General features: G+C 72.8%; 21 protein-coding genes. 11 read left to right on the forward strand and 10 right to left on the reverse strand.

All coding sequences use genetic code 11. The features are described 5' to 3' along the window. Positions 1-12: 12 nt before the first annotated feature. Positions 13-516, reverse strand: a complete 504-nt coding sequence (locus C7C45_RS14230; protein WP_110564193.1) for a polyadenylate-specific 3'-exoribonuclease AS — start codon at positions 514-516, stop codon at positions 13-15. Between the two features lie 269 nt (positions 517-785). Here C7C45_RS14230 and C7C45_RS14235 point away from each other — a divergent pair, with 269 nt between their 5' ends. Continuing rightward, the gene (locus C7C45_RS14235; RefSeq protein ID WP_007463121.1) at positions 786-1,478 is read left to right on the forward strand and encodes a Crp/Fnr family transcriptional regulator; all 693 of its coding nucleotides are present in this window, start codon (positions 786-788) and stop codon (positions 1,476-1,478) included. Positions 1,479-1,601: 123 nt separating this feature from the next. On the opposite strand, the gene C7C45_RS14240 is transcribed toward C7C45_RS14235, so the two are convergent. Then, positions 1,602-1,865: a hypothetical protein gene (locus C7C45_RS14240; protein WP_110564194.1), complete on the reverse strand. Its 264-nt coding sequence runs from the start codon at positions 1,863-1,865 to the stop codon at positions 1,602-1,604. Positions 1,866-2,002: 137 nt separating this feature from the next. Here C7C45_RS14240 and C7C45_RS14245 point away from each other — a divergent pair, with 137 nt between their 5' ends. The 3 genes from C7C45_RS14245 to C7C45_RS14255 all read left to right on the forward strand — a co-directional run bounded on the left by C7C45_RS14245 (position 2,003) and on the right by C7C45_RS14255 (position 8,275). Beyond that, complete coding sequence (locus tag C7C45_RS14245) at positions 2,003-5,476, forward strand: ATP-binding protein (RefSeq protein WP_110564127.1); 3,474 nt, start codon at positions 2,003-2,005, stop codon at positions 5,474-5,476. A gap of 292 nt (positions 5,477-5,768) precedes the next feature. After that, on the forward strand, positions 5,769-6,623 hold the full coding sequence (locus C7C45_RS14250) for a DUF308 domain-containing protein (protein WP_110564128.1): 855 nt from the start codon (positions 5,769-5,771) through the stop codon (positions 6,621-6,623). A 158-nt stretch (positions 6,624-6,781) separates the two neighbouring features. After that, a complete protein-coding gene (locus C7C45_RS14255) occupies positions 6,782-8,275 on the forward strand; it encodes an alpha,alpha-trehalose-phosphate synthase (UDP-forming) (RefSeq protein WP_244200379.1) in 1,494 nt (497 codons plus the stop codon). 144 nt (positions 8,276-8,419) lie between these two features. Here C7C45_RS14255 and C7C45_RS14260 read toward each other — a convergent pair whose 3' ends face one another. From C7C45_RS14260 to C7C45_RS14285, 6 genes are all read right to left on the reverse strand, one after another. Beyond that, complete coding sequence (locus tag C7C45_RS14260) at positions 8,420-9,238, reverse strand: alpha/beta hydrolase (RefSeq protein ID WP_110564129.1); 819 nt, start codon at positions 9,236-9,238, stop codon at positions 8,420-8,422. Next, positions 9,235-10,641 (reverse strand): flavin-containing monooxygenase, encoded by a 1,407-nt coding sequence (locus C7C45_RS14265; RefSeq protein ID WP_110564130.1) that lies wholly within the window; start codon positions 10,639-10,641, stop codon positions 9,235-9,237. Before C7C45_RS14265 ends, C7C45_RS14260 begins: the two co-directional genes overlap by 4 nt. A gap of 113 nt (positions 10,642-10,754) precedes the next feature. Next, a complete protein-coding gene (locus C7C45_RS14270) occupies positions 10,755-11,459 on the reverse strand; it encodes an endonuclease/exonuclease/phosphatase family protein (RefSeq protein ID WP_110564131.1) in 705 nt (234 codons plus the stop codon). Positions 11,460-11,470: 11 nt separating this feature from the next. After that, positions 11,471-12,418, reverse strand: coding sequence for an ROK family glucokinase (locus C7C45_RS14275; RefSeq protein WP_110564132.1), 948 nt, complete (start codon positions 12,416-12,418; stop codon positions 11,471-11,473). Positions 12,419-12,494: 76 nt separating this feature from the next. Beyond that, complete coding sequence (locus C7C45_RS14280) at positions 12,495-13,199, reverse strand: hypothetical protein (protein ID WP_110564196.1); 705 nt, start codon at positions 13,197-13,199, stop codon at positions 12,495-12,497. A gap of 31 nt (positions 13,200-13,230) precedes the next feature. Further along, positions 13,231-13,686 carry an SRPBCC family protein gene (locus C7C45_RS14285; RefSeq protein ID WP_110564133.1) on the reverse strand — a complete coding sequence of 152 codons (456 nt, stop codon included), beginning with the start codon at positions 13,684-13,686 and terminating at the stop codon, positions 13,231-13,233. A 121-nt stretch (positions 13,687-13,807) separates the two neighbouring features. On the opposite strand from C7C45_RS14285, the gene C7C45_RS14290 reads away from it, so the two are divergent. The 7 genes from C7C45_RS14290 to C7C45_RS14320 all read left to right on the forward strand — a co-directional run bounded on the left by C7C45_RS14290 (position 13,808) and on the right by C7C45_RS14320 (position 22,221). Next, positions 13,808-15,622, forward strand: a complete 1,815-nt coding sequence (locus tag C7C45_RS14290) for an AMP-dependent synthetase/ligase (protein ID WP_110564197.1) — start codon at positions 13,808-13,810, stop codon at positions 15,620-15,622. 14 nt (positions 15,623-15,636) lie between these two features. Next, a complete protein-coding gene (locus C7C45_RS14295) occupies positions 15,637-17,328 on the forward strand; it encodes a sensor histidine kinase (protein ID WP_110564134.1) in 1,692 nt (563 codons plus the stop codon). 7 nt (positions 17,329-17,335) lie between these two features. Beyond that, positions 17,336-18,004, forward strand: a complete 669-nt coding sequence (locus tag C7C45_RS14300) for a response regulator transcription factor (RefSeq protein ID WP_007072219.1) — start codon at positions 17,336-17,338, stop codon at positions 18,002-18,004. 189 nt (positions 18,005-18,193) lie between these two features. After that, positions 18,194-19,003 carry an SAM-dependent methyltransferase gene (locus tag C7C45_RS14305; protein ID WP_110564135.1) on the forward strand — a complete coding sequence of 270 codons (810 nt, stop codon included), beginning with the start codon at positions 18,194-18,196 and terminating at the stop codon, positions 19,001-19,003. Positions 19,004-19,082: 79 nt separating this feature from the next. Continuing rightward, complete coding sequence (locus C7C45_RS14310; protein ID WP_244200381.1) at positions 19,083-20,741, forward strand: putative bifunctional diguanylate cyclase/phosphodiesterase; 1,659 nt, start codon at positions 19,083-19,085, stop codon at positions 20,739-20,741. 213 nt (positions 20,742-20,954) lie between these two features. Further along, the gene (locus C7C45_RS14315; RefSeq protein WP_110564136.1) at positions 20,955-21,539 is read left to right on the forward strand and encodes a TetR/AcrR family transcriptional regulator; all 585 of its coding nucleotides are present in this window, start codon (positions 20,955-20,957) and stop codon (positions 21,537-21,539) included. A 13-nt stretch (positions 21,540-21,552) separates the two neighbouring features. Further along, positions 21,553-22,221 (forward strand): lysophospholipid acyltransferase family protein, encoded by a 669-nt coding sequence (locus C7C45_RS14320; RefSeq protein WP_110564137.1) that lies wholly within the window; start codon positions 21,553-21,555, stop codon positions 22,219-22,221. A gap of 13 nt (positions 22,222-22,234) precedes the next feature. On the opposite strand, the gene C7C45_RS14325 is transcribed toward C7C45_RS14320, so the two are convergent. Both C7C45_RS14325 and C7C45_RS14330 read right to left on the reverse strand, forming a co-directional pair. Further along, positions 22,235-23,359 (reverse strand): glycosyltransferase family 4 protein, encoded by a 1,125-nt coding sequence (locus tag C7C45_RS14325; RefSeq protein ID WP_110564138.1) that lies wholly within the window; start codon positions 23,357-23,359, stop codon positions 22,235-22,237. Further along, complete coding sequence (locus C7C45_RS14330; protein WP_110564139.1) at positions 23,356-24,615, reverse strand: M48 family metalloprotease; 1,260 nt, start codon at positions 24,613-24,615, stop codon at positions 23,356-23,358. Before C7C45_RS14330 ends, C7C45_RS14325 begins: the two co-directional genes overlap by 4 nt. Between the last annotated feature and the right edge of the window lie 55 nt (positions 24,616-24,670).

Raw genomic sequence — 24,670 nt, forward strand, 5'->3', positions numbered from 1 at the left:
CTCAGCGGGTCGTCATCGCCCGCCAGCTGTCATCGCGCGCCAGCGGGCCAGATTGTGCCGGGCGTCGACAAGCGCGTCGTGCCGAGCCGCGTCGGCATCCGGCAGAGACGGCCGACCACGGTCGTCCCAGAGCTGCCGCAGCTCCTTGGTGTAGCGGGGAATCTCCCGGGGCAGCGCCGGCATCGCACCCCAGAGCTGGGCGAGCACCACGTGGTCGTACGCGGCGAACCAGGCCCACAACTCCAGCTGCTCCCCCGGCCGGTCCCGGATCGGCTCGACCAGGAAGTCGTACAGGTCGTCGCGGATGCGCTCGCGTGACCGCCAGGCCCGGTCCGCCGGGGAGGGCAGCTTGTCCAGCACGTTGCGCCGGACCCAGGGCACGGCGCGGGAGTCGTCGAACTCGGTGGAGACCGCGTAGAACTCGCGGCCGTACTCGTCGACGACACCGATCGAGACGAGGTCGACGGTTGTGCCGTCCTCGATGAACTCGCAGTCGTAGAAGTAGCGGTAGACCATTCCGGCCATCCTCGCCCACCGCCGCGCGGCCGTGCCCGGCGGGGCCTGCCCGACGCTGGCGGCGGGCCGGCCCGGCACCTGGGACAACGGGAGCCAGCAGCTCGCGACGGTCACGGAAGTGCTTCGAGGGGTGTACAGCAAGCGACCGGACCGTCATGATCTGATGTGTACCGCTACCGGACGCCGAATCGGTGTCAGTTCACCTTGTCAGGGCCATGAGGTTACCCGGTGAGCGAGTTTGTGGTCCGTGACCGGGGAGGGGTTGGGCCGTGGAGATGCGCCTGCCGGAGCCGGGTGACGCGCTCACGGGTGTCGAGATGTTCGCCGGCCTGGAGCCCGAGGTGCGGCAGCGCGTCATCGCCGCCGCCGTCCCGCGCACCTACCGCAAGGGCCAGTTGCTCTTCGTGGAGAACGACCCGGGTGAGTCGCTGATCGTGCTGCGCCGCGGCGCGGTGGCCGTCTTTCGCACCGCACCCACCGGCGAGCGGGCCGTGCTGTCGGTGATCCGTCCACCGGACGTGCTCGGCGAGGTCTCCCTGCTCGACGCATCCACCCGGTCCGCCTCGGCCGAGGCCATCGAGGACTGCGCCGCGCTCGCGCTCTCGCGGGGCGCGTTCATGGAGCTGGTGCACTCCAACCCCCGCATCCTGGACGCGGTGATGCGCTCGCTGGGCGGGCTGATCCGCCGGCTCACCGAGCAGAACGCCGACCACGTCTTCCTCGACCTGCCCGGTCGGGTCGCCAAGACGCTGGTCCGGTTGGCCGGCGAAAGCCAGGCACCGATGATCACCATCGAGCTCAACCAGAGCCAACTGGCCGAGATGGCCGGTGGTTCCCGGCAGAGCGTCAACCAGGCGATCGGCTCGTTCGCCAGCCGTGGTTGGCTGCGTACCGAAGGTCGCCGGATCGTGGTGACCGACGTGGCCGCGCTGCGCCGCCGCGCCGGCATGAACGACCGCTGACCAACGCGCATTCCACAGTGCCCCCACCGAGGGCGTCACCAGCGACAGCGTCGCCTGCGGCTGCGGGCACGGGCAACGGATGAGGCCGGCAGACCCGTGGGCCCGCCGGCCTCATCCGGCCGATCACTTGTCCGTGTCGTCGGCCGGCGGCGCGCCCGGCCCCGGACCGATCTTCTTCGGATCGGTCGGCTTAGCGGTCGTGGACGTGGACGTGCTCGACGAGGTGGTCGTGGTCTCCCCCGACCCGCCCGACTGGCCCTCAGGCTCTTCCACCATGCCCTGCTCCTCAAGTTCGGCGAGAGTTACCGCATCGACGTCGATCGTGTCGCCCGGCGCCCACCGCGTACCACCCGGATCGGTCCACGAGGCGGACAGTCGTACCTGCACGGCACTCTCCCTGACATGAAACTTCCTGATACGGAACACTAACTCCGACCGATCGATGGCGTTGCCCGCCCGCACGTCGGGTAGCCGACTGGCCGGGGCCGCCGCGATACTGACCCCTCTCGCCCACGGAGCTGAACATCGACCTCAGGTGTGGACACTGCGCCCGCGCGGCCGGGCCGGACGACCGCTTCTGCGGCGGGTGTGGCCAGCCGCTCGCGGTCAACTGCGCGCACTGCGGGCACCCCAACAGCACCGAGGTCAACTTCTGCACGAGCTGTGGTCAACCGCTGCGCGAGCACGTCGTCGTGGTGGAGGAGGACCGACGCCAGGTCAGCGTGCTCTTCGTCGACATCGTCGACTTCACCAGGTACGCGGAACGGGCCGACCCGGAACAGGCCCGCGGTCTGCAGCAGACCTACTTCGCCACCGTGCGACGCATCGTGCACCAGTACGGCGGGGTGGTCGAGAAGTACATCGGGGACGCGGCGATGGCGCTGTTCGGTGCTCCGGTGGCCACCGACAACGACGCGCTGCGGTGCGTCCGCGCCGGCCTGGAGCTGCAACGCAGCCTGGCCCACCAGACCACCGGCCCGCAGCCGCCGCTCGGCTTCCGGGTCGGCATCGCGACCGGCGAGGCCCTGGTCGACCTCTCGGCCACCCGTGACGGCGGGCAGGCCTTCGTCACCGGCGACGTGGTCAACACGGCGTCCCGGTTGCAGGCGTTCGCCCCGGCCGGCGGTGTCGTCGTCGACGAGAGCACCTGGTCGGCCACCCGCCACGAGATGGAGTACGCCGACCAGCCGCCGGTCACGCTGCGCGGCCGGTCGGCGGTGAGCCGGATCTGGCTGGCCGTGCAGGTCCGGCCGCACCGGGACCTGCGCACCGCGGAGCTGACGCCGATGGTGGACCGGGAGCACGAGCGTGGCCTGCTGGTCAACGCGCTGCACCGGACGGTGACCGAGCGGACCTCCCAGTTGGTGACGGTGTTCGGCCCGGCCGGCGTGGGCAAGAGCCGGCTGCTGCGCGAGCTCGCCCGGCACGCCGGGAGCCTGCCCGGGACGCCGGTCACCTGGCTCGTCGGGCAGTGCCCGCCGTTCGGCGAGAACGTCACCTGGGCGGCCTTGGCGGACATCGTGAAGAGCTGGGTGGGCGTACCGGAGGTCGACGACCCGGCCGCCCTGCGCGAGCGGCTGCGGGCCCGGCTGGGGCAGCTCGCCGACCCGCACGCGACCCGGCTGGCCGAGGCGCTCGGGCCGCTGATCGGCGTACCCGGCGAACGACTCACCCCCGGCGAGACCGAGGCCTCCTGGCGGCGCTTCCTGCTCGCCCTGGCCGCCACCGGTCCGACCGTGCTGGCCTTCGAGGACATGCACTGGGCGGACCAGGCGATGCTCGCCTTCGTCGAGCAACTGGGCGCGACGGCGCGCGGCGTGCCGCTGCTGGTCGTCGCGACCGCCCGCCCGGAGCTGCGGGAACGACACCCGGCCTGGACCGCGACGATCAGCGGCGCGATGTCCATCTCGGTACCACCGATGCACGACACCGACATCGACACGCTCTACTCGCTGCTACTCGGACAGTCCACGCTGCCCACGACCGCGCGCACCCCGCTGATCGAGTTCGCCGACGGCAACCCGCTCTACGCCCAGGAGTACGCCCGGATGCTGCTCGACGGCGGCCTGCTCGACGCGGTGCGCTCGGCCGCCCGCCTCGACCCCGACGGTGGCGCGGAGATGCCCCGGACGGTGCAGGCGGTCATCGCCAACCGGCTCGACCTGCTGGACCCGGCCGACCGGGCGGTGCTCCAGGCCGCCGCCGTGGTCGGCGTGCAGTTCTGGGCCGCGCCGGTGGCGACGGCGCTGGGGCGGTCGGTGGAGTGGGTGGAACGCGCGCTGGACCGGCTGCAACGGCGCGACCTGGTGTACGAGCAGGGCACGTCGACGATGCCCGGCCAGTCCGAGTACCGGTTCCGGCACATCCTGGTACGGGACGTCTGCTACCAGCGGTTGCCGAGGGCCGAGCGGGTCCTGCGGCACCAGCGCACCGCCGACTGGATGGCGCAGCTCGCCGACGGCCGACAACACGACCTGGCCGAGGTGCTCGCCAACCACCGCTGGGCGGCACACGAGATCGCCCGGACCGTCGGGCTGGACACGGCCCCCTACGCCCCGCCCGCGCGGGCCGCGCTGCACCGGGCGGCCCGCCGGGCGTACGAGCTGCACGCGTTGGACACGGCCGCCGCGCTGGTCGGTCGGGCGCTGGCCCTCGACGTCGGGCCGGACCCGGCGCTGGAGCTGTTCGACGCGGAGTTGGCGTTCTATCGCGACGGCGACGCGTTCCTGGTCGCCGGCGGCACGGACACTCTCAGCCGGCTGGCCGAGCGGCTCACCGCGGGTGGCGACCGGACGGGTGCGGCGCGGGCCTGGACGCTGCTCGCCACCGCCGCGTGGAGTCGGGCCGATCGTTCCGCGACGCTGCACTGCCTGGACCAGGCGATCGGCATCTACGGCGAGCTGCCGGACAGCCAGGAGAAGGCGGGTGCCCTGCTGGAGTTGGCCCGCGTGCACATGCTGAACGCGGAGACCGACCCGGCGTGCGCCGCGGCGCGGGCCGCAGAGACCCTCGCCGAGCGGCTCCACCTGCGGGAGGTGCAGGCCAACGCGCGGATCACCCTGGCGGTCGCGCGTTACCTGGCCGGCTCCGACTCGGCGTACCCGGAGCTGGTCGAGGTGACCGAGCACTGCAGGGTGGAGCGGCTGACCAGTCGACGCCGGGCGGTGCAGAACCTGGCCTGGGCGTTGCAGGAGGAGGGCGACCTGGCCGGCTCGGCTCGGCTGGTCGACGAGCAGCTCACCCTCGATCTGGGCGGCGAGCACAGCCTGGCGACCAGCTTCGCCGACCAGTGGGCGCGGGCGTACTACGCGGGTGACTGGACGGCCGCGCTGGCGATGGCAGCGGAGTCGACCCGTCGGCCGACCGCGGAGTGGGACCTGCACATCGTGGCGGTCTCCGGCTGGATGCGCGGGCTGGCCGGCGCCGAGCCGGACGGGGCCGCGGGGCCGGGCGGGGCGGGTGCGGATCTGGTCGAGCAGGCGCTGGTGGCGGCCCGCCGCAGCGGATTCCATCGGGTGCTGCGCTCCACCCTGGCGCACGCCGCGCTGTGCCGAGCCGTGCAGGGCCGCCGGGACGAGGCGATGGCCCTACTGACCGAGTTGGACGAGGACTGGCGACGGACCCGGATGATCCCGTTCGCGGAGTGGGTGCCGGCCGTCGGGCACGTCGCCGGGGTGCTCGGCGCCGACGCCGCCCGGCTGGTCCGGGAGTTGCTCGACCGGGCGCCCCGGATGACCCCGTGGGCTCACGCGGCCGGTCAGGTCGCCGACGCCACGTTGGCCCGGCACGCCGGGGACGCCTCGACCGCGGCGAACCTGCTGCGCTCGGCGGCGGCGAGCTACGCCCGGATGACCGACGTGACCGACGAGATCATCACGCTGGCGCTGGCCATCGGCCCGCTGACCGAGACCGATCCACCCGCCGCCGCAGCGACCCGCGCCCGCCTGCACGACTTCGCGACCCGACACCACGCCCCCACCCTGCTCCGCCTGCCCTGAGGGCCGCGCACCCGTCGAGTCAGCTCCCGATCGTCGGCAGCTCAGCCGGGCAACGCTCGGCGTGTCGGGTCGCTCCCGGTGCCAACGATCATCGAGATCGCACTTGTTGCGCAAGAAGGGACAAAGAACCCCTGCCGCGACCTGCGGCGCTAGCCGTGACTTTGGAAGACGCGACACAACGCACTCCCGGAACCATGCCCCGACGTGTCACGATTCAGAGCACGGCGTGCGGACGGGGCGTCGAGGAGCCAGGGACTGTCGCGTCGAGAGACGCGTTAAGGGGGATGTCCGGGTGTCAGCGGGTGGTGCCCGCCGGGGACGGCGGGACAACGGGCTCGACGCGAACGAGTACGCCGTCGTCGGCGACGTCGATCCGCGCGTCGGCGAGCACCTGCTCGACGTGCTGGCCGCCGGCGGGATCGCCGCCTACCTGCAGCCCTCCGCCGATCTCAACCCGGTCACCCGCACCACCACCGTGCCGGCCCGGCCGGTCGACCGGCTCTACGTCGACCGCTCGCACCTGACCACGGCACGCGACTACCTGACCCAGCTCGCCGACGAGACCACTCCCGAGCAGACGCCGGCCCGTGACGAACCGGACATCGACGCCGAGTGGGCGCGGATCGTCGCCGGCTTCCACACCTCCTCCGCCGTGGGCGAGCACCCGTGGCCGGCCGCGGAGGACGTGGACGAACGGGACACCCAGGACGAGCCGTCCGCTGGCCCGCTGGCCCGCTCCGGGACCGATGAGCCCGGCCCGACCGCCACCGACGTCCGCCGGCTACCGTCCGCGACCGACATCTCCGGGATCTCCATCGGGCGCGGCGCCCGCCCGGACGAGCCGTCGCTGCTGGACGGGCTGGACACCTTCGGCGCCGATCTGCCCGACGACGAGGACGACGACGAGGGTTACCACCCGCCGCCCCCGCCTCCGCTGCCGCGGATCAGCAAGTACGCGGTGGTCGGCGTGCTCGGCGTGGTCATCGGGTTCGTGCTCTTCCTCTTCCCCTGGCTGCTCCCGGTGGACCGCTCGGCGGTCACCCTGTTCGGGTTCACCGGCATTCTGGCCGGTTTCGTCACGCTGATCTGGCGGCTGCGCCCCGGCGACGAGGACGAGGACGACCCGGACAACGGCGCCGTCGTCTGACCCTGGCCCGCATCCCGGGACGGCGCCGACCCGCCGAGGGCGTAACAGTGGTGTAACTTACTGTCAGTAGGAATACCGCTGTACGTCACTCCCTCCGCTGACTGACCGGTTTTTCCTTGCTCGCGGCGGTCAGCCCTCTGCTGATCGGAATGCCCGAGATGCGACAGAGTTCCCTCGTGGTGGTGGCCAACCGCCTCCCCATCGACGACAGTCAGGCGCCCGACGGGGCCTGCGAATGGCGGCGCAGCCCGGGCGGGCTGGTCAGCGCGCTGCACCCACTCCTGCGGCACACGCCGGCGACCTGGGTCGGCTGGGCCGGCGGCACCGGGCCCGCCCCCGCACTACCGGACGTGGACGGCGTCCGCATGCACACCGTCGCGCTCACCCACGAGGACCTGCGCGACCACTACGAGGGGTTCGCCAACGCCACCCTCTGGCCGCTCTACCACGACGCCGTCGAGCAGCCGCAGCATCACCGTCGGTGGTGGGAGGCGTATCAGCGGGTCAACCAGCGCTTCGCCGAAGCGACCGCCGAGGTGACCGAGCAGGGTGGGATGGTCTGGGTGCAGGATTACCACCTGCAACTCGTCCCCGGCCAGCTACGGGCGCTCCGCCCGGACCTGCGCATCGGGTTCTTCCTGCACGTGCCGTTTCCGCCGCCGGAGCTCTTCATGCAGTTGCCGCGCCGGGCCGAACTGCTGCGCGGCATGCTCGGCGCCGACCTGGTCGGCTTCCAGCGCGTGCAGGCGGCGCACAACTTCGCCCAGCTGGTGACCAGGGTGCTGGACCTGCCGGCCACCGACCGGCGGATCGGCATCGACGACCGGGTCGTCCGCATCGGGGCGTTCCCCGTCTCCATCGACACCGCCGAAATGGCCGCGCTCGCCGCTCGCCCGGATGTGGCCGCCCGCGCCCGCCGGCTACGACAGGACCTCGGCAACCCCCGGCAGGTCATCCTCAGCGTGGACCGGATGGACTACACCAAGGGCATCGAGCAGCGCCTCAAGGCGTACAGCGAACTGCTCGCCAGCGGCGACGTCAAGGTCCGCGACACGGTGCTGGTGCAGGTCGCCATGCCGAGCCGGGAACGCGTCGGCCAGTACCAGATCCTGCGGGAGCGGATCGAACGCGAGGTGGGCCGGATCAACGGCGAGTTCGGCCGGGTCGGCGAACCGGCGATCCACTACCTGACCCAGCCCTTCGACCGCGCCGAGCTGGCCGCGCTCTACCGGGTCGCCGACGTGATGGCGGTGACCCCGCTGCGCGACGGGATGAACCTGGTCGCCAAGGAGTACGTCGCCGCCCGGGTGGACGACACGGGCGCTCTGCTGCTCAGCGAGTTCGCCGGCACCGCCGCCGAGCTGTCCCAGGCGTACCTGGTCAACCCGCACGACCTGGAAGGGCTCAAGCAGGGCATCTGCGCGGCGCTGCGGGCCAGCCCGGCCGACATCACGCAGCGGATGCGGGCCATGCGCGCCCACCTGAGCGAACACGACATCCGGGCCTGGGCCCGCTCCTACCTCCACGCGCTGGACGAGCACGGCGCCCTGGTCGGCCGTCTGACCAGCACCGACACCGACCCCGACGACGCCCGGGTGCCCCGACCCGCCACCCCGGACGCCGAACAGGCCGCCCGCCAGACCAGCGGCTGACCCGGCCACCCGCCAGACCGGCGGCGCAGACCTGACCGGCGTGCAGCCGGCCCGGCTGCCCTCCGGCGTGGAGCCGGCCCGGCCGCTCAGACCGGCGTGCAGCCGGCCCGGCCGCCCTGACCGGCGTGCAGCCGGCCCGGCCGCTCAGTGCGCTGCGGGCTCCTTCTCCAGCCAGTCCAGGATCGCGTCGATCGGCTCGGCCCAACGGGCGTCCAGCATGACGTCGTGGCCCATCCCGGGAAAGAGCAGCGGCGCCGAACCGTACCGGCGGGCCACCCGAGTCAACGTCGACGCCGGCACCACCCGGTCGTCGGGGCTGCCCAGCACCAGCACCGGCGGTGCGCCCACGGCCGGCTCGGCCTCCGGCTCGCCCAGCAGAGCCCACTGCGCCCGCCGGCTCGCCCGACCAAGCCGTCCGACGTACCGCCGGGCCTCCTCGTCGGGCAGCTCACGGCTGAACAACTGCCCACGGTTGAGCCGCAACGGCCCACCGAACACCGCCGGCAACGTGCCCGCCGGGTTGCGGCGCAACGCCGCCCCCAGCACTCCCCACCCCCCGAAGACCGGCGCCACCAGCACCGCACCCCGCGCCGGGTAACGGGCCAACGCGTGCGCCACCACCAGAGCCCCGGCACCGTGCCCCACCAGCACCGCCTGGCGCGGCAGACCCGCGGCCACCTGGACCACATCGTGGGCGTACGCCCGCAGCGTCGCCTCCGGCGCCGGCTCGCTGCCACCGTGCCCGCGCAGGCTCACCGCGTACGCCGGGAAGCCCCGCGACGCCGCATGACCCAACCAGTGCTCGGCGAACGCCCACGCACCGTGGCCGAAACCGGGAACGAAGAGCAGCGGAGGTCGCCCCTCCTCCAACTGGGGGAGGGCGCTGAGCACCTCCCGCCGGGCCGGTCGGACCGGACGGGACCACTCCCGGCTCCGCATGATCCGCAGCTCACTCGCGCTCATTTGCCCTCCAGTTCGACCAGGGCCCGCTGGACGGCGCGCAGGTAGTCGGCGTGACCGACCTCGAACCAGTGCCGGCTGCTCTCCTTGACCTGCCCGGAGTAGCGCTCCCCGGCCCGTTCGCGCACCCGAGACGCGAACGCCACAGCCCGCTCTGGTCGGTCGCGGCGGGCCTGCAGCAGTCGGGCGAAGAGCACCGTCTGCCAGTGCGACAGGGTGAACAACCCGGAATCCGGCTGCACCAGGCCGGCGACCGCCAGCGTCGGATGCCCCGGGGTGAACGCGTTGAGCCACAGCGTGGGCCGGCCCGCCCCCGCGCTGTCACCGAACACCGACGCGTCGAGGAACTCGAAGCGCGGCAGGTAGCCGGTGGCGAAGATGACCACCTCGGGGTCGATCTCGCGACCGTCGGCCAGCTCCACGGCGTACGGGTGGAACCGGGCGATGTCGGGCACCGGGCCGATCGCGCCGTGGCCGACGTAGTAGACGAGCTGGCTGTTCGCGATCGGGTGCGTCTCGTACACCCGGTGGTCGGGCTTGGGCAGGCCGAAGCGGGTCAGGTCGCCGACGGTCAACCGCAGCGTCCAGTGGTAGAGCCACTGCCGCAACCGCAGCGGCACGCGCAGCGCCAACAGGCTGTCGTTCACCTGGTCGGCGGGGCGGCCGAGCACGTACTTCGGCGCGTACCAGTAGCCGCGCCGGGTGGAGTGCCAGCAGCGCGACGCCTGCTGGGCGGCCTCGACGGCGATGTCGCAGCCGGTGTTGCCCGCGCCGACCACCAGCACCCGCTTGCCGCGCAGTTGCGCTGGGTCCTTGTAGGACGAGGCGTGCATGATCTCGCCGCGGAACTGTTCGAGGCCCTCGTAGCGGGGCAGCTTCGGCGACCAGTTGTGGCCGTTGGCGATCACCACGGCGGCGTACCGGGAGGTGCGCTCCGGACCGTACCCGCCGGTGGAGCGGGTGGTCACGTCCCACCGCTCCCCCTCGGCGGGCTCAACCCGGACCACCTCGGTGCCGAACCAGATGTGCGAGCGCAGGTCGAAGTGATCGGCGTACCGCTCGAAGTACGACAGCACCTGACTGTGGTGCGGGTAGTCCGGCCAGGAGTCCGGCATCGGGAAGTCGGGAAACTGGGTGAACGGTTTCGACGAGATCAGGTGGGTGCTGGCGTACACCGGGCTGCGGTCGTGGCGCCAGTTCCAGCCGCCGCCGACGCCCGTCTCCCGCTCGTAGCAGTCGACGCCGAACCCGTGCTCGCGCAGATTCTTGATGGCCGTCAGGCCACTGGCCCCGGCCCCGATGACGCAGACCGTGTCGCCACGGTCGGAGACCGTGCGGCCGTCGCTGCCCAGCCCGGACGAGGTCGCCTCCGGGTCGGGCCGGCCGTGGTCGGTGGAGGTGGACACCGGGACATCTCCTTTTGTACGGCAGGCGTGCCGGTCGCCGCGAAATCCTCTCCACAACCGGGCCGGATGTCCAGTCCTGACGCGGACAAATCGACGGTCGGGCCGGGTTGGGGTCAGCCGGTGGTGGGCAGCAGCAGGTCCACCAGGACCGGGAAGTGGTCGCTGGCCCGGCGGGTCTGCGGAGTGTCCACCACGTCGTAGTCGACCACGGTGATCCGCGGGTCGACGAAGAGCGCGTCGATGCGCCGACGCGGGTCGACGCAGGAGTAGGTGAGCCGGTCCGCCCGGTCGGCCGCCACCGCGGCATCGGTCAACCCGCGGGACACGGTCGCCCACGCGGGCCCGTCCGGACCCTCGTTGAGGTCCGCCCCGGCCAGCACCGGGCTGGTCGCCGCGTCCAGCTCACGCTTGAACTCGGCGGCCTGCGCGGGACGCTCGGTCGGGTCGGTGGACAGGTGCGAGCCGGCGAGGGTGAACCGGGCGTCGCCGACCCGGCAGTCGGCGTACGCGGCACCGCGCAGGTGCCGTCCGGGGGTCAGCGGGAAGCGTTGGCACCGGGTGCCCCGCACCTGGACCCGCAGGCTGGTCAGCAGCAGGTTGCCCAACGCGGGCAACCCACCGGCGGCCACCACCAGGCCGAACGACTCGGCCAACGTGGCGGACTTCTGCCGCCACCGGAACCGGCGCGGCCCCTCCTGCACGATCACCACGTCCGGCGTCGCGGCCCGGACCACCGCCGCCAGCGCGGCGGTGTCGTCGCGCTGGCTGTGGATGTTGTACGACACCACGCGCAGCGGCACGCCCGCACCCTGGCCCATCCCGGACCGCTTCAGATCCTGCGGGCCAGGTCGGCGGCGCCGATCACCCCGGCGCTGTTGCCCAGCTCGGCCGGGAGCACCTCGGCCACCGGCAGGCGACCGCGCTGGGCGAGCGCGTCGAGGTACGAGCGGCGCGTCGGGCCGAGCAGCAGGTCACCGGCGTCGATCACACCGCCGCCGACCACCAGGGTCTGCGGGTCGAGGATCTGCGCCATGTCGGCGAGGCTGGTGCCCAGCCACCGGCCGATCTGCGCGAACGCCTCGGCGGAGATCGGGTCGCCACCCTGCGCGGCGGCGGTCACCATCGGGCCGGTGATCGCCTCGACCTCGCCGCCGGCCAGGGCCAGCAGCGCGGTGGCCCGGTCGGGCTCCTGCCGGGCGCCGGCTCGGGCGAAGCGCACGAGGGCACTGCCGCTGGCGTACTGCTCGATGCAGCCCAGCCGCCCGCAGCCGCACTGGTGCCCGTCCGGCACGGCCAGCATGTGGCCCAGCTCCGCGGCGATGCCGTGGGCGCCGCGCATGAGGTCGCCGCCGAGGACGATGCCGCCGCCCACACCGGTGCCGATGGTGAACATGATCATCGAGTCGTCGGCGTCGCGGGCCGCGCCGTAGCGGAACTCGGCCCACGCGGCGACGTTTCCGTCGTTCTCCACGATCACCGGCAGGCCGACAGCCGTGCTCACATACTCCTGCAGTGGTTCGTCCCGCCAGGCCAGGTTCGGGGCGAAGAGCACGGTCGAACGGCTGGCGTCGATCCAACCGGCCGCGCCGATGCCGACGGCCTCGATGGTCCGCCCGGCAGCCAGCTCGCCGACCAACTCGATGATGACGTCGCGGGTCTTGGCGACGTCATCGGCGGGAGTGTCCCGTCGGGTCTGCACGAGGACCGTGCCGGTGTCGTCCACGACACCGCCGGCCACCTTCGTGCCACCGACGTCGACTCCGATGGTCAGCGTCACCGCTACCGCCCCCCTCTGCTGTGCTGTCCGGCCCAGGTTCCGGCCCAATGCCGGTCCGGGTCGGAATGTCCCGCGCTCAGGCGCCGTCGCCCGATGCTTCCGCGTCGGCGTCATCGGGCACCCGCGAGGCGGGCACCACGGGACGGGTGGTCGGTGCCGGTACGGTCGCCGTCCCGGCGTCGTCGACGGGTGGTACGGCGGCCGGGGCGAGTGGGTCCGCCGTCCGGGTGGCGACCGACCAGACATCCCGCTCCGGCGCCGGCTGAGAATCATGCCCGGTACGGGTGGCATCGCGCCACACGCGGTCGTCGCCGGTCGCGGTGGGCGGGGCGCTCGGTGCTGGTTCGGGGAGCACGTCGTCGGTGCTCGCGGCGGGCGCCGGCGATGGTGGGGCGTTCGACTCGGATGCCGGCTCGGACGGGCTCGTCGCGGGCGGATCCGCCGGGGAGAACGCGCGGAGCAGACTGGCGACGCCTGCCGCGAGGTCACCGGCGCCGGTCGCGAGGCGTTCGGCGAATTCGGGACTAGGGTCGCGTAACGCGGCGATGCCCCGACAGACCGGGCAGACGCAGCATTCGGCCGAACCGGTGGCGAAAGCACCACCAGCGCCGGGGCGCCCGTCCGGGCCGGCACTGTGACCGAGGACACCGGACAGCACCCCGCCCAGGGAACCGAACGCGCCGCTTGCCGAGCCCGCGGAGGCCAGTCGCGCCCCTGCGAGCAGGGTGGCGACCAGTCGCTCCGCCTCTTCCCGGGCCGAACCCGGATCCGTTCCGCCCATCGTCGGCTCCTCTACCGTGCCACCGGACACGTCACTGCGCCGCACCGGTTGCTTCTACCCGGCGCTTGAGCTGCTTCAACGCGGTGTCCATGATCATCTTCTCGGCCTTGCGCCGAAACATCCCGAGCATCCCCACCGAGAGGTCGACCTCCAGCGTGTAGGTCACCGTGGTGCTGCCGTCCGGGTTACCCACCAGGTCGTACGAACCGCGCTGGCTCTTCTGCATCTTCGAGGGCGCCACCAGGTGCCACTCGATCCGGGACAGGTCCTCGGCGTACTCGTAGGCGAGCACGTAGTCGTCGGCCATCACCCCGGCGTCGATGGTGAAGTGCACCTGACTGGCGTAGCCGTCCTCGTACTCCTCGACGACCTCGGCCCGACGCACCGCGTCGGTCCACTCCGGGTAGCGCGCGAAGTCACAGATGACCGCCGTCACCCGATCCGGTGCGGCGCCGATGATGATCGACTGGGTGGAGGAGTCCGCCATGGGGGGAGGCTACCCGCATCCTGCTTAACCCACCCGGACCGCCCGCCGGGTAGGTTTCGACACAGCCGACGCCACCCAGGTTGGCCGCCGACCCCGCCAGTGCGAGCACGAAGGAGTGCAGGTGCGCGAGTTCTCCGTCCCGCCGATCGTCACCGTTGGCGACGCGGCCAACCTCACCGATCCGGTCTGGGACAACGCCGAAGTCGCGCCCGACACCGTCCAGTTCGCCCGCCCCACCCCCGGCGCCGACGGCACCACCACCTCCTGGACGGAGGTGACCTGCCTGCAGTTCCGTGACGAGGTGGCCGCCGTGGCCCGCGGGCTGATCGCCGCCGGCATCGCACCGGGTGTCCGGGTCGGGCTGATGAGCCGCACCCGCTACGAGTGGACGCTGCTGGACTACGCCATCTGGACCGTCGGCGCGGTCACCGTGCCGATCTACGAGACGTCCAGCGCCGAGCAGGCCGCGTGGATCCTCGAGGACTCCAACGCGGTCGCCGTCGTGGTGGAGACCGACGCGCACGCCGCCCTGATCGCCGGCGTACAGGACCGGCTGCCCGAGCTGGACCACGTCTGGCAGATCGACCACGGCGGGGTCGACGAACTGGTCGCGACCGGTGCCACGGTCGAGCTGGCCGAGGTCGAGCGCCGGCGCAAGGCAGTCCGCGCCCAGGACCTGGCCACGATCATCTACACCAGCGGCACCACCGGCCGACCCAAGGGCTGCATGCTCACCCACCGCAACATGTACGCCGACATCGCCAACGCGGTGCCGGTGCTGCCGAACCTGTTCAACGCTGGCGCGTCCACCCTGCTGTTCCTCCCGCTGGCGCACGCCTTCGCCCGGCTGATCCAGATCGGCCTCGTGCAGGCGCGGGCCACCATGGCGCACTGCGCCGACACCAAGAACCTGGTCGCCGAGCTGCAGGCCTTCCGGCCGACCTTCATACTCTCCGTACCCCGGGTGTTCGAGAAGGTCTACAACGCGGCCAAGCAGAAGGCCGAGGCAGACGGCAAGGCCGGCATCTTCGCCCGCGCCGAGCAGGTCGCCATCGCGTACAGCGAGGCTCTGGAGACCCCCGGCGGGCCCGGCCTGGCGCTGCGCGCCCAGCACGTGGTCTTCGACCGGCTGGTCTACGGCAAGCTGCGCGCCGCGCTCGGCGGGCGGTGCCGCGACGCCATCTCCGGCGGTGCGCCGCTCGGCGCCCGGCTCGGTCACTTCTTCCGGGGCATCGGCGTGACGGTCCTGGAGGGCTACGGCCTGACCGAGACCTCGCCCGCCGCGGCGGCGAACCTGCCCACCGGCACCCGGATGGGCACCGTCGGTCGCCCGCTGCCCGGCGTGACCGTACGGATCGAGGACGACGGCGAGATCCTGATCTCCGGCGAGCTGGTCTTCCAGGGCTACTGGCGCAACGAGACGGCGACCGCCGAGACGCTCAGCAGCGACGGCTGGTTCCGCACCGGCGACCTGGGCCAGCTCGACTCCGACGGCTACCTGAGCATCACCGGGCGCAAGAAGGAGCTGATCGTCACCGCCAGCGGCAAGAACGTCGCCCCGGCGGTGCTGGAGGACCTGGTCCGGGCACACCCGTTGATCAGCCAGTGTGTCGTCGTCGGTGACCGGAAGCCGTTCATCGCGGCGCTGGTCACCCTCGACGAGGAGGCGCTGCCGGCCTGGCTGGAGAGTGCCGGGATGCCCGCCGACACCCCGGTCGAGCAACTGCGCGAGCACGAGGCCCTGCGCAAGGAGATCCAGGCCGCGATCGACACCGCGAACCAGGCGGTCTCCAAGGCCGAGGCGATCAAGGTGTTCCGGGTCCTGCCCCGCGACTTCACCGAGACGACCGGCGAGCTGACCCCGTCGCTCAAGGTCAAGAGGCAGGTCGTCCACAAGACGTACGCGGCGGAGATCGCCGATATCTACCGAGGCTGACTACCATCCGTCACGTGCCCGCATCCACAGCCACCGCACCGCACCCGCATCCCCTCGCCGCGGCCGCCCGCCTGGTGGTGCTGGCGCTGATCGCCATCCTGACCCTGTTCGCCACCCGCGACGTCACCCAGCTGTGGTGGATCGCGCTGTTGGCGGTGGCCGGGCTGCCGTCGCTGCTGGCCCCGCAGCACCGGCTGATCGCGCCGCTGAGTCGGGTCGCCGAGGTGGTGGTGCTGGGCCTGGCCGCGAGCCAGGTGGCCGCGGTGGCGTCGATCGGCGGCACGGTCGACGGGCTCGGCGCCTCGGCGGTGCTGCCCTACCTGGCCGTCCCGGTGACCGTCACCGCGCTGCGCCGACGCTTCCGCGAGGGCGCCGCCCTGCTCGCGGTCGCCGCCGCCACCCTGCTGGTCAGCGGCGCACTGACCAAGGTCGGCGGAGAGCTCCAGCTCGACCAGGCGGGTTACCTCGCGGTCTGCGCGCAGTGGCTGATCCTGGCGGCGCTGGGCCTCTACGCCGCCGGCACCCTGCACCGGGTGATGGCGGTCCGCGGTGAGGGCAAACCCCAGCCGTACGCCGAGGCCACCCGCCTGCTGACCCAGCTGCGTACGGTGGCCCGGCAGCTGCCCGGAGCCACCCTGGACCCGGGCGGCATCTCCGAGCACCTGCTGGAGGAGCTGCGCACGGTGGCCCGGGCGGACCGGGGCGCGGTGCTGTCGGCCAGCGGCGGCGGCCGGCTCGTGGTGCTCGCCCAGGCCGGCGTCGACCGGGTGGACTGGGAGACGACGCTGGACGCCGACTCGGCGATCGCCGACGCCTGGGCCAGCCAGCAGGCCACGACGGCCGCGCGTTCGCAGTCCCGTTCGCACCGGGGCGCCGACGTGTCCGCGCTGATCGTCCCGCTGGTCGCCGGGGTACGCACGGTGGGGCTGGTGGTGCTGGAGGCGGACGTCGCGCACGCGTACCCACCGCCGGTGGTGTCCCGGGTGACCGCCCTGACCCGGCCGGCCGCACTGCGGCTGGAGGCGGCGCTGCTCTTCGACGAGGTGCGCTCGCTGGCCACCAACGAGGAGCGGCAGCGGCTGGCCCGGGAGATCCACGACGGGGTGGCGCAGGAACTGGTGATGGTCGGCTACGGCATCGACAACGCCATGGCCACTGTCTTCGACGACGCCGACGAGACCGCCGAGGCCCTGCGTACGCTGCGCGGCGAGGTGACCCGGGTGATCCAGGAGCTGCGGCTGAGCCTCTTCGAGCTGCGCAGCGAGGTGGACCGGCAGGGCGGGTTGGCGGCGGCCATCGCCGAGTACGCGCGCACCGTCGGCGCGTCCGGCGGGCTGCGGGTGCATCTCTCGCTGGACGAGTCCACGGCCCGGCTGCCGGCTGCCACCGAGGCCGAGTTGCTGCGCATCGCGCAGGAGGCGGTGACCAACGCGCGCAAGCACGCCGGAGCCTCGAATCTGTGGGTCACGTGCGAGGTCGACCCCCCGTACGCGCAAATAGAAGTGTCGGATGACGGTCAGGGGATGGCTGACCAGCGCCCCGACGGACGGTACGGTCTTGCGATCATGGCCGAGAGGGCGGAACGTATCCGGGGCCGGTTGGAGATCAGGCCACGGCAACCCAGCGGCACAACCGTGGCGGTGGTTGTTGGCACCTCGTCCCGCCGAGATAACGTGCGCGACAGCGCAGCACCAGAAGGGGAGTAACCCGAGGATGACCACAAGTCCGACACCGGCCACCCGCACCAAGGTCCTCCTTGTCGATGATCACGACCTGATTCGTAAGGGGCTGCGACACGCCTTCGAGCGGGACCGCCAGTTCGAGGTCGTCGGTGAGGCCGCCACGGCGGCAGAGGGCGTACGCCAGGCCGGCGCCCTGCAGCCGGACGTGGTGATCATGGATCTGCGGCTGCCCGACGGCAGCGGCCTGGAGGCCACTCGCGCGCTGCGCAAGTCCAGCGCGTCGATGGGCATCGTGGTGCTGACCATGTACGCCGGCGACGACCAGCTCTTCGGCGCTCTGGAGGCCGGCGCGAGTGCCTTCGTGCCGAAGACCGCACCGGCCGACGAGGTGGTGGCCGCCGCCCGGCACGCCGCCTCCTCCCCCAGCGCGTTCACCGCCGCCGACCTGGCCGAGGCGATGAAGCGCCGGCTCGCTCCGTCCGGCCCGCAGTTGTCCCCCCGGGAGGGGCAGGTGCTGCGGCTGCTCGCCGACGGGATGAGCGTGGCGGGCATCGCCAAGCAGTTGTTCGTCAGCGAGTCCACGGCCAAGACCCACATCTCCAAGCTGTACGAGAAGTTGGGGGCGGCCAACCGGGCTCAGGCCCTGATGACCGCGCTGCGGCTCGGCCTGCTCGAGGCACCGGACGCGCCGAAGTTCTGACCTGCCCCCGCTCGTCGAGCGGGGTTATCGCGACCGACGGTCCGCGCCAGCTTCACCCTGGCGCGGACCGTTGCGCATCGACCGACGTCGGCGGGCAACCTTCGCCGCGCTCTGGTCTGGCGTGCGTTGCGGGTGCACAATACCCGCGCGGGCGGCGGTGCCCGCCTCGCGGACTCGAGGGGTTGACGCATGCAGCGGCCGGACTGGGCACCCGACACCATCGACATCGAGCGCCCGAGCGTCGCGCGCATGTACGACTACTACCTCGGCGGCTCACACAACTTCGCCGCCGACCGGGCCGCGGCGCAGGCGATGGTCGCGGCGGTGCCCGAGGCGCCGCTGATGGCGCAGGCCAACCGGGCGTTCCTGCGCCGGGCCGTGCACCACCTCACCGAGGCCGGGGTCCGGCAGTTCCTGGACATCGGCTCGGGCATTCCGACCGTCGGCAACGTGCACGAGATCGCGCAGCGGCTCGACCCGCAGTCGCGGGTGGTCTATGTGGACGTCGACCCGGTGGCGGTGGCGCACAGCCGTGAGATCCTCGCCGGCAACGAACGGGCGGTGGTGGTGCAGGAGGACCTGCGGCGCCCGGAGGCGATCCTGGCCCATCCCGACGTCCGCAAGCTGCTCGACCTGAGTCAACCGGTGGCCGTGATGGTCGTGGCCGTCCTGCACTTCGTCTCCGACGACGACCGACCGGCGGAGCTGCTGCGGGTGCTGCGGGACGCGTTGGCCCCCGGCAGCTACCTGGTGCTGTCGCAGGCCAGCGACGACGGGCGCAGCGAAGACGAACGTGCCGAGGCGGAGCGGGTCTACCGGCGGACCGACAATCCACTGTGGGTGCGCAGCCGCGCCGAGTTGACCGCGCTCTTCGACGGGTTCGAGGTGCTCGATCCCGGCGTGGTCTGGGTGCCCCAGTGGCGACCGGACACGCCGGAGAGCGCGGAGGACGCCGAGCGCGCGGTCTTCCTGGGCGGCGTCGGGCGACTCGGTGGCTGAGCTGCCCGGGGCGAGCGCTCCCCCGGGCACGTTCGCCCGGGCCTGGGCGAAGGCGGTCTCCGGCACCAGCTACCTGCCGATGACCCACGCGCAGCTGGAGGCCCTGCTGGACCGGCTCACCGGGGAGCTGGCCGGCGCGTTGCTGACGGAGCCGTTCGATCTGCGTGCCGGGCACCGGGTCGGAGCCGAGCTGGTCGCCGCGCACATCGCCTCCGCCGAGGGGCTGGGTCGTACCGTCGAGGTCATTCAGCTCCGGTTGGTGCGTGACCTGGGTCTGGTGGCCGAGGACGTCGAGGACCGGATGGCCCGGCTGCTGGCGGCCGTGGCGACCGGCTACGCCCGCGCGCTGCGCGACCGGACGCTCGACGAGCAGGAGGCGATCCGCCGGGCCGCGATGACGGCCCGGACGCAGGCCGAGCGGGCGCTGCGCGCCAGCGAGGCCCGGTTCCGGCATCAGGCCACCCATGACCCGCTCACCGGCCTGCCCAACCGGACGCTGTTCACCGAGCGGCTCACCGCCGCGCTCAACGAGCCCGGCCGGGGGGCGCAGCGGGTCGGGGTGTGCTTCCTGGACCTGGACCGCTTCAAGGTCGTCAACGACACCCTGGGGCACCAGGTCGGTGATCAGCTGCTGGTCACGGTCGCCGAACGGCTGTGCCAGGCCATGAATGAGCACCTGGTGGCCCGGCTCGGCGGGGACGAGTTCGTCATCCTGGTGGAACGCACCGGGGGCACCGACGACATGGTGGCGGTGGCCGAGACCGCGCTGGCCGCGGTACGGACACCGGCGCTGGTCGACGGGCACGAGCTGCAGATCTCGGCGAGCATCGGCATCGTCGAACGCCAGGTGGCCGGAGCCAACCCCAGTGACCTGATGCGGGCCGCGGACAGCACCCTGCACTGGGCGAAGTCCGCCGGCGGGGCGCGCTGGGCGCTCTACGACGCCGAACGCAACCAACGTGAACTGGCCCGGTACGCGCTCTCCGCCGCCATCCCGGCCGCGTTGGAGCGGGGTGAGTTCTACCTCGACTACCAGCCGCTGACGTCGCTGCGCGACGGCAGCCTGGTCGGCGTCGAGGCGCTGGTCCGCTGGCGCCACCCGGAGCTGGGGGTGCTGCGTCCGGACAGCTTCATCGGGTTGGCCGAGGAGACCGGCCTGATCGTCCAATTGGGCGGGTGGGTGCTGGCCGAGGCCTGCCGCGAGGCGGAGGCCTGGTCGGCCGGCGGCGTCGCCGCACCGTTCGTCAGCGTCAACCTGGCGGTACGGCAGGTGCACCGGCCCGGGTTGGTGCAGGAGGTCCGCGCGCTGCTGCGGCAGACCGGCCTGCCGCCGGAACGGCTCCAACTGGAGATCACCGAGAGCACCATGATGAGCACCGCCGAGGAGCCGGTACGCGCCCTGCGGGTGCTGGCCGACCTCGGTGTGCGGATCGCCATCGACGACTTCGGCACCGGCTACAGCAATCTCGCGTATCTACGGGACCTGCCGGTGACCGAGCTGAAGGTCGCCGGGGAGTTCGTGGCCGGCCTGCGGTCGCCGTCGGTCGGCCGCACCGACGAGCGGATCCTCGCCTCGCTGGTCTCGCTGGCGCACGCGCTGGACCTGACGGTCACCGCCGAGGGGGTGGAGACCGCCGGGCAGGCCGAGAGGCTGCGGGCGATCGGCTGCGACGCCGCCCAGGGCTGGCACTTCGGCCGCCCTGCCCCCGCCGATCGCATCCTGGCCCGCATCCGCTGAGCGCGCCCACACGGCCCGCCCACCCAACGCGACTCTTCATCCCGCCACCCGATCGCGCCGCCAGGCGGATCGAAGGCGGTATACCTCAGCGGCATATCTATGACGCAGAGGTATACCGCTCGACGAGACACATCGCCGCGGCGACCGGCACGCTCCACCCGTCGGCCCGCCCGCGAGTAGACAGCGTCTACGCCACCCTGGTAGACAGTGTCTATGGACGTGGAGGAGACGGGCCTGCGGGCGCGGCTGGTGGCCGCCGGGGTCGACCTGGTGCTGCGCGAGGGCCAGGCGGCGCTGTCGCTGCGGGAGATCGCCCGCCGTGCCGGTGTCTCGCACGGCGCACCGCGCCGCTACTTCCCCACCCACGTCGACCTGCTCTCCGCCATCGCCCGGGAGGGCTTCGCCGACCTCACCGCCCGCGTCGAGCAGACGATGCGCGACGCCGGCCCGGACCCGCGTACCCGATTGGCCGCGCTGGCCCGGACGTACCTGGACTTCGCGGCGGCCCACCGCGGCATGTTCGAGCTGATGTTCCGCCACGACCTGCTGGACAGCGGCCGGCTGCGGCTACGCGAGACGAGCCTGCCGCTCTTCGCCGTCCTGGCCGACCTGGTGGCCCAGGTCCGCCGGCCGACCGACACGCCCGCACCGGTGCTCGCCGGCGCGCTCTGGGCCAACCTGCACGGCATCGCCCAGCTCTGGGCCTGGGGCAGCCTGCCGCTGGCCACCGACGCACACGACGACGAGGCCCTGCTGCGCGCCGCGCTCGATGCCCATCTCGGCCCCACCCGGCATTGACCTCGGAGGACCTGTGCCCCTGCTGTACGACCTCACCAAGCTGACCGTCGGCACCACACTGCGGTGGGGCTGGCGACCCCGCGTGGAAGGGCTGGAGCACCTGCCCCCGCACGGCGGCGCGATCCTCGCCAGCAATCACCTGTCCGTCGCCGACGAGCTGTTCCTCGCCTGCCTGGCACCCCGACACGTCACCTTCTGGGCGAAGGTCGAGTACTTCACCGGCCGTGGTCCCGGTGGCTGGCTCAACCGGCGGATCGTCGCCGGCATGGGCGCCATCCCGGTCGACCGCGCCGACGGCCGCGCCGCCCTGCGCGCCCTCGACGCCGCCGTGCCGGTGCTGCGGGCCGGCGGCCTGGTCGCCGTCTACCCGGAGGGCACCCGTTCCCCGGACGGACGGCTCTACCGGGGCCGGGTGGGAATGACCCGGCTGGCCCGCGACGCCGGGGTGCCGATCATCCCGGTCGGTGTGCTCGGCACCGCGGAGGTGCTGCCGGTCGACGCGCGACTGCCCCGCCGACACCCGGTCACCCTGCGCTTCGGCCCGCCGATCCCGGTCGCCGAGCGCATCAACGGGCCACGCGACATCCGGACGGTCACCGACGAGGTGGTGGCGGAGATCCAGAAGCTCACCGGCCAGGAGTACGTGCCGAGCTACGCGCCGCCCCGGGGAAGCACCGGCTGAGCGCGGGTGGCGATCAGCCGGCGAGCAGCGCCGCCATCCGTTCCGCCTGCGCCTCCCAGCGCCACTCGCGCTCCACCCACGCCCGACCGGCAGCGCCCAGTTGGCGGGCCAGATCCCGGTCGGCGAGCAGCCGGGCGACCCGGTCGGCGAGCTGGGCGATGTCCCGCCCACGTACGACGTAGCCGGTCTCCCCCTCGCGGACCGCGTCCGGTGCACCCCCGGAGTCACCGGCCACCACCGGCAGGCCGGTCGCGGACGCCTCCAGGTAGACGATGCCGAGCCCTTCCACGTCGAGCCCACGGTTGCGGGTGCGGCACGGCATCGCGTAGACGTCGCCGGCCGCGTAGTGCGCCGGCAGCTCGGCCGACGGCACCGACCCGGTGAACACCACGTCCCGTTCCACACCGGTCTGCCGGGCCAGCTTCTCCAGGGTCGCCCGGTACGGCCCGCCGCCGACGATCAGCAGTGCCGCGTCGGGCACCCGACGGCGGATCTCCGGGAGTGCCCGGATCAGCATGTCCTGACCCTTGCGCGGCACCAGCCGGGACACGCAGACCACCACCGGCCGGTCGGTCAACCCGAGCCGGGCCCGGACCTGCTCACCGTCCACGGTCGGGTGGTAGGTGTCCACGTCGACCCCGGGCGCGAGCCGGCGCAACTCGGTCACGTCGTCCAGCACGCGGGCCAGCCGGCTACGGGTGTACTCGCCGAGATAGGTGGTGACGTCCACACCCCGACCGATCCGCCGCAGCGCCGGCCGGGCGGCCGGCAGCGCCGCCCAACCGACCTCGTGGCCGTGGGTCAGCGCCACCACCCGGCGTACGCCGGCTCGCCGACGCAGGCCGGCGGCGAGCAGCCCCAACGGAGCCGCCGCGCCGAACCACACCGTGTCGCAGTCGTACGCGCGCGCCAACCGCGCCGCCCGGCGGGCGATCAACGGGGTGGGCAACAGCACCCGGGTGCGCTCCCGGATCACCTCGAACGGCTGGTCGGCGTCGAACTTGTCGGCCCCGCGCCAACTCGACGCGTACACGACCACCGAGCCGGCCGGTTGACGCACCGCGAGGTTGTGCACGAAGGACTGGATGCCACCCGGGCGGGGCGGAAAATCGTTGGTGATCAGCAGCGTGCGGGTCATCGGGCGGCCTCCCGGGCGTACGCGCGGGCGGCGGCCATCCGCTCGACGGTGGACGGATGCGTGGCCGAGTAGAGGTATTCCCAGCGCGGTGGGTCGGGGTCGCCGAGGTTGACCGAGCCGAGCCGGCGCTGCATCGACTCGAAGGCCTCCGGGTCACGGGTCAGCGCGAGCGCGTGCGCGTCGGCCCGCGCCTCCACCCGTCGTGACATCAGCGCCTGCACCGGCGCGGCGACCAGCCCGGCCACCGTGACCAGGGCGACCAGCAGCGGAAACGCGCTCGGTTGGGCGACCGAGTCGACACCGGCCAGCCGCAGCAACGGCCCCCACGAGCCGAGCAGGTAGAGCGCCACCACGGCGGCAGCGGCACCCAGCGCCCCGGTCAGCGTGCCGACCGTCACGTCGGAGTCCTTCGCGTGCCCCAGCTCGTGCGCCACCACCGCGGTCACCTCGGCCGGGGTCGCCTCGCGCAGCAGCGTGTCATAGACGACCACCCGGCGGGTCGGCCCGAGACCGGAGACGTACGCGTTGACCGCCCTGGTGCGGCGGGAGGCATCGGCCACCAGCACGTCGCGCACCGGCACCCCGTCGCGGGCGGCCATGCTCATCAGCTCGGTACGCAGCGGGCCCTGCTCCATCGGGGTGAACCTGTTGAAGACCGGCTCCACCAGCACCGGCAGCACGAACGACAGCAACACCACCAGCAGGGCCGCGCCAGCCGCGCCGAACGCCCACCACCAGCGCGGCGCGAGCCGGATGACCGTGTAGAAGCCGATCAGCGCCACCGCGCCGATCACCGCGCTGACCGCGTACGACTTGAGCAGGTCGACCGCCCAGCCACTCCAGCCGTTGGTGCTCAGCCCGTAGCGGGTGAGCACGCTCTGTCGCCAGGCGGCGAACGGGAGCGTCACCAGGTCGGCGACGAGGACCACGGCCAGCCCGCCGAGCACCGCCTGAGCGGCCCAGTGCCCCCCGAACGGCCGGCCCACCAGCTCGACCAGGCGACTGCCCAGCGGGGTCAACCCGAGCGCGAGGGCGACCAGCAGCCCCACGACGAGAGCCGCGTACCCGCCGGGGCGCAGCGCCGCCCGGAACTCCCGCCCCTTGGCGACCTGCTCGGCCGGTAGGTCGCGCAGCGCGGCGAGCTGGTCGGCGCGCGGGGCTGGCGGTCGGTGCCACGGAATGAACAACGCGGCGATCACGACCAGGACGACGGTCACCCCGGCCAGGGTCAGCAGCGCCCAGCCGCGCGGAGTCACCGGAAACCTGCCTTCGTCGTCAACGGACGGGCGTCACCGCAACACCGGAGCCGGC

The organism is Micromonospora arborensis (assembly GCF_003205615.1).
Classification (GTDB): domain Bacteria; phylum Actinomycetota; class Actinomycetes; order Mycobacteriales; family Micromonosporaceae; genus Micromonospora; species Micromonospora arborensis.

Coding starts and splice junctions, on each gene's coding strand:
- C7C45_RS14230 (WP_110564193.1), bottom strand. CDS start 516: ATGGTCTACCGCTACTTCTACGACTGCGAGTTCATCGAGGACGGCACA.
- C7C45_RS14255 (WP_244200379.1), top strand. CDS start 6,782: ATGCGACAGAGTTCCCTCGTGGTGGTGGCCAACCGCCTCCCCATCGAC.
- C7C45_RS14260 (WP_110564129.1), bottom strand. CDS start 9,238: ATGAGCGCGAGTGAGCTGCGGATCATGCGGAGCCGGGAGTGGTCCCGT.
- C7C45_RS14270 (WP_110564131.1), bottom strand. CDS start 11,459: ATGGGCCAGGGTGCGGGCGTGCCGCTGCGCGTGGTGTCGTACAACATC.
- C7C45_RS14280 (WP_110564196.1), bottom strand. CDS start 13,199: ATGGGCGGAACGGATCCGGGTTCGGCCCGGGAAGAGGCGGAGCGACTG.
- C7C45_RS14285 (WP_110564133.1), bottom strand. CDS start 13,686: ATGGCGGACTCCTCCACCCAGTCGATCATCATCGGCGCCGCACCGGAT.
- C7C45_RS14300 (WP_007072219.1), top strand. CDS start 17,336: ATGACCACAAGTCCGACACCGGCCACCCGCACCAAGGTCCTCCTTGTC.
- C7C45_RS14305 (WP_110564135.1), top strand. CDS start 18,194: ATGCAGCGGCCGGACTGGGCACCCGACACCATCGACATCGAGCGCCCG.
- C7C45_RS14310 (WP_244200381.1), top strand. CDS start 19,083: ATGACCCACGCGCAGCTGGAGGCCCTGCTGGACCGGCTCACCGGGGAG.
- C7C45_RS14315 (WP_110564136.1), top strand. CDS start 20,955: ATGGACGTGGAGGAGACGGGCCTGCGGGCGCGGCTGGTGGCCGCCGGG.
- C7C45_RS14325 (WP_110564138.1), bottom strand. CDS start 23,359: ATGACCCGCACGCTGCTGATCACCAACGATTTTCCGCCCCGCCCGGGT.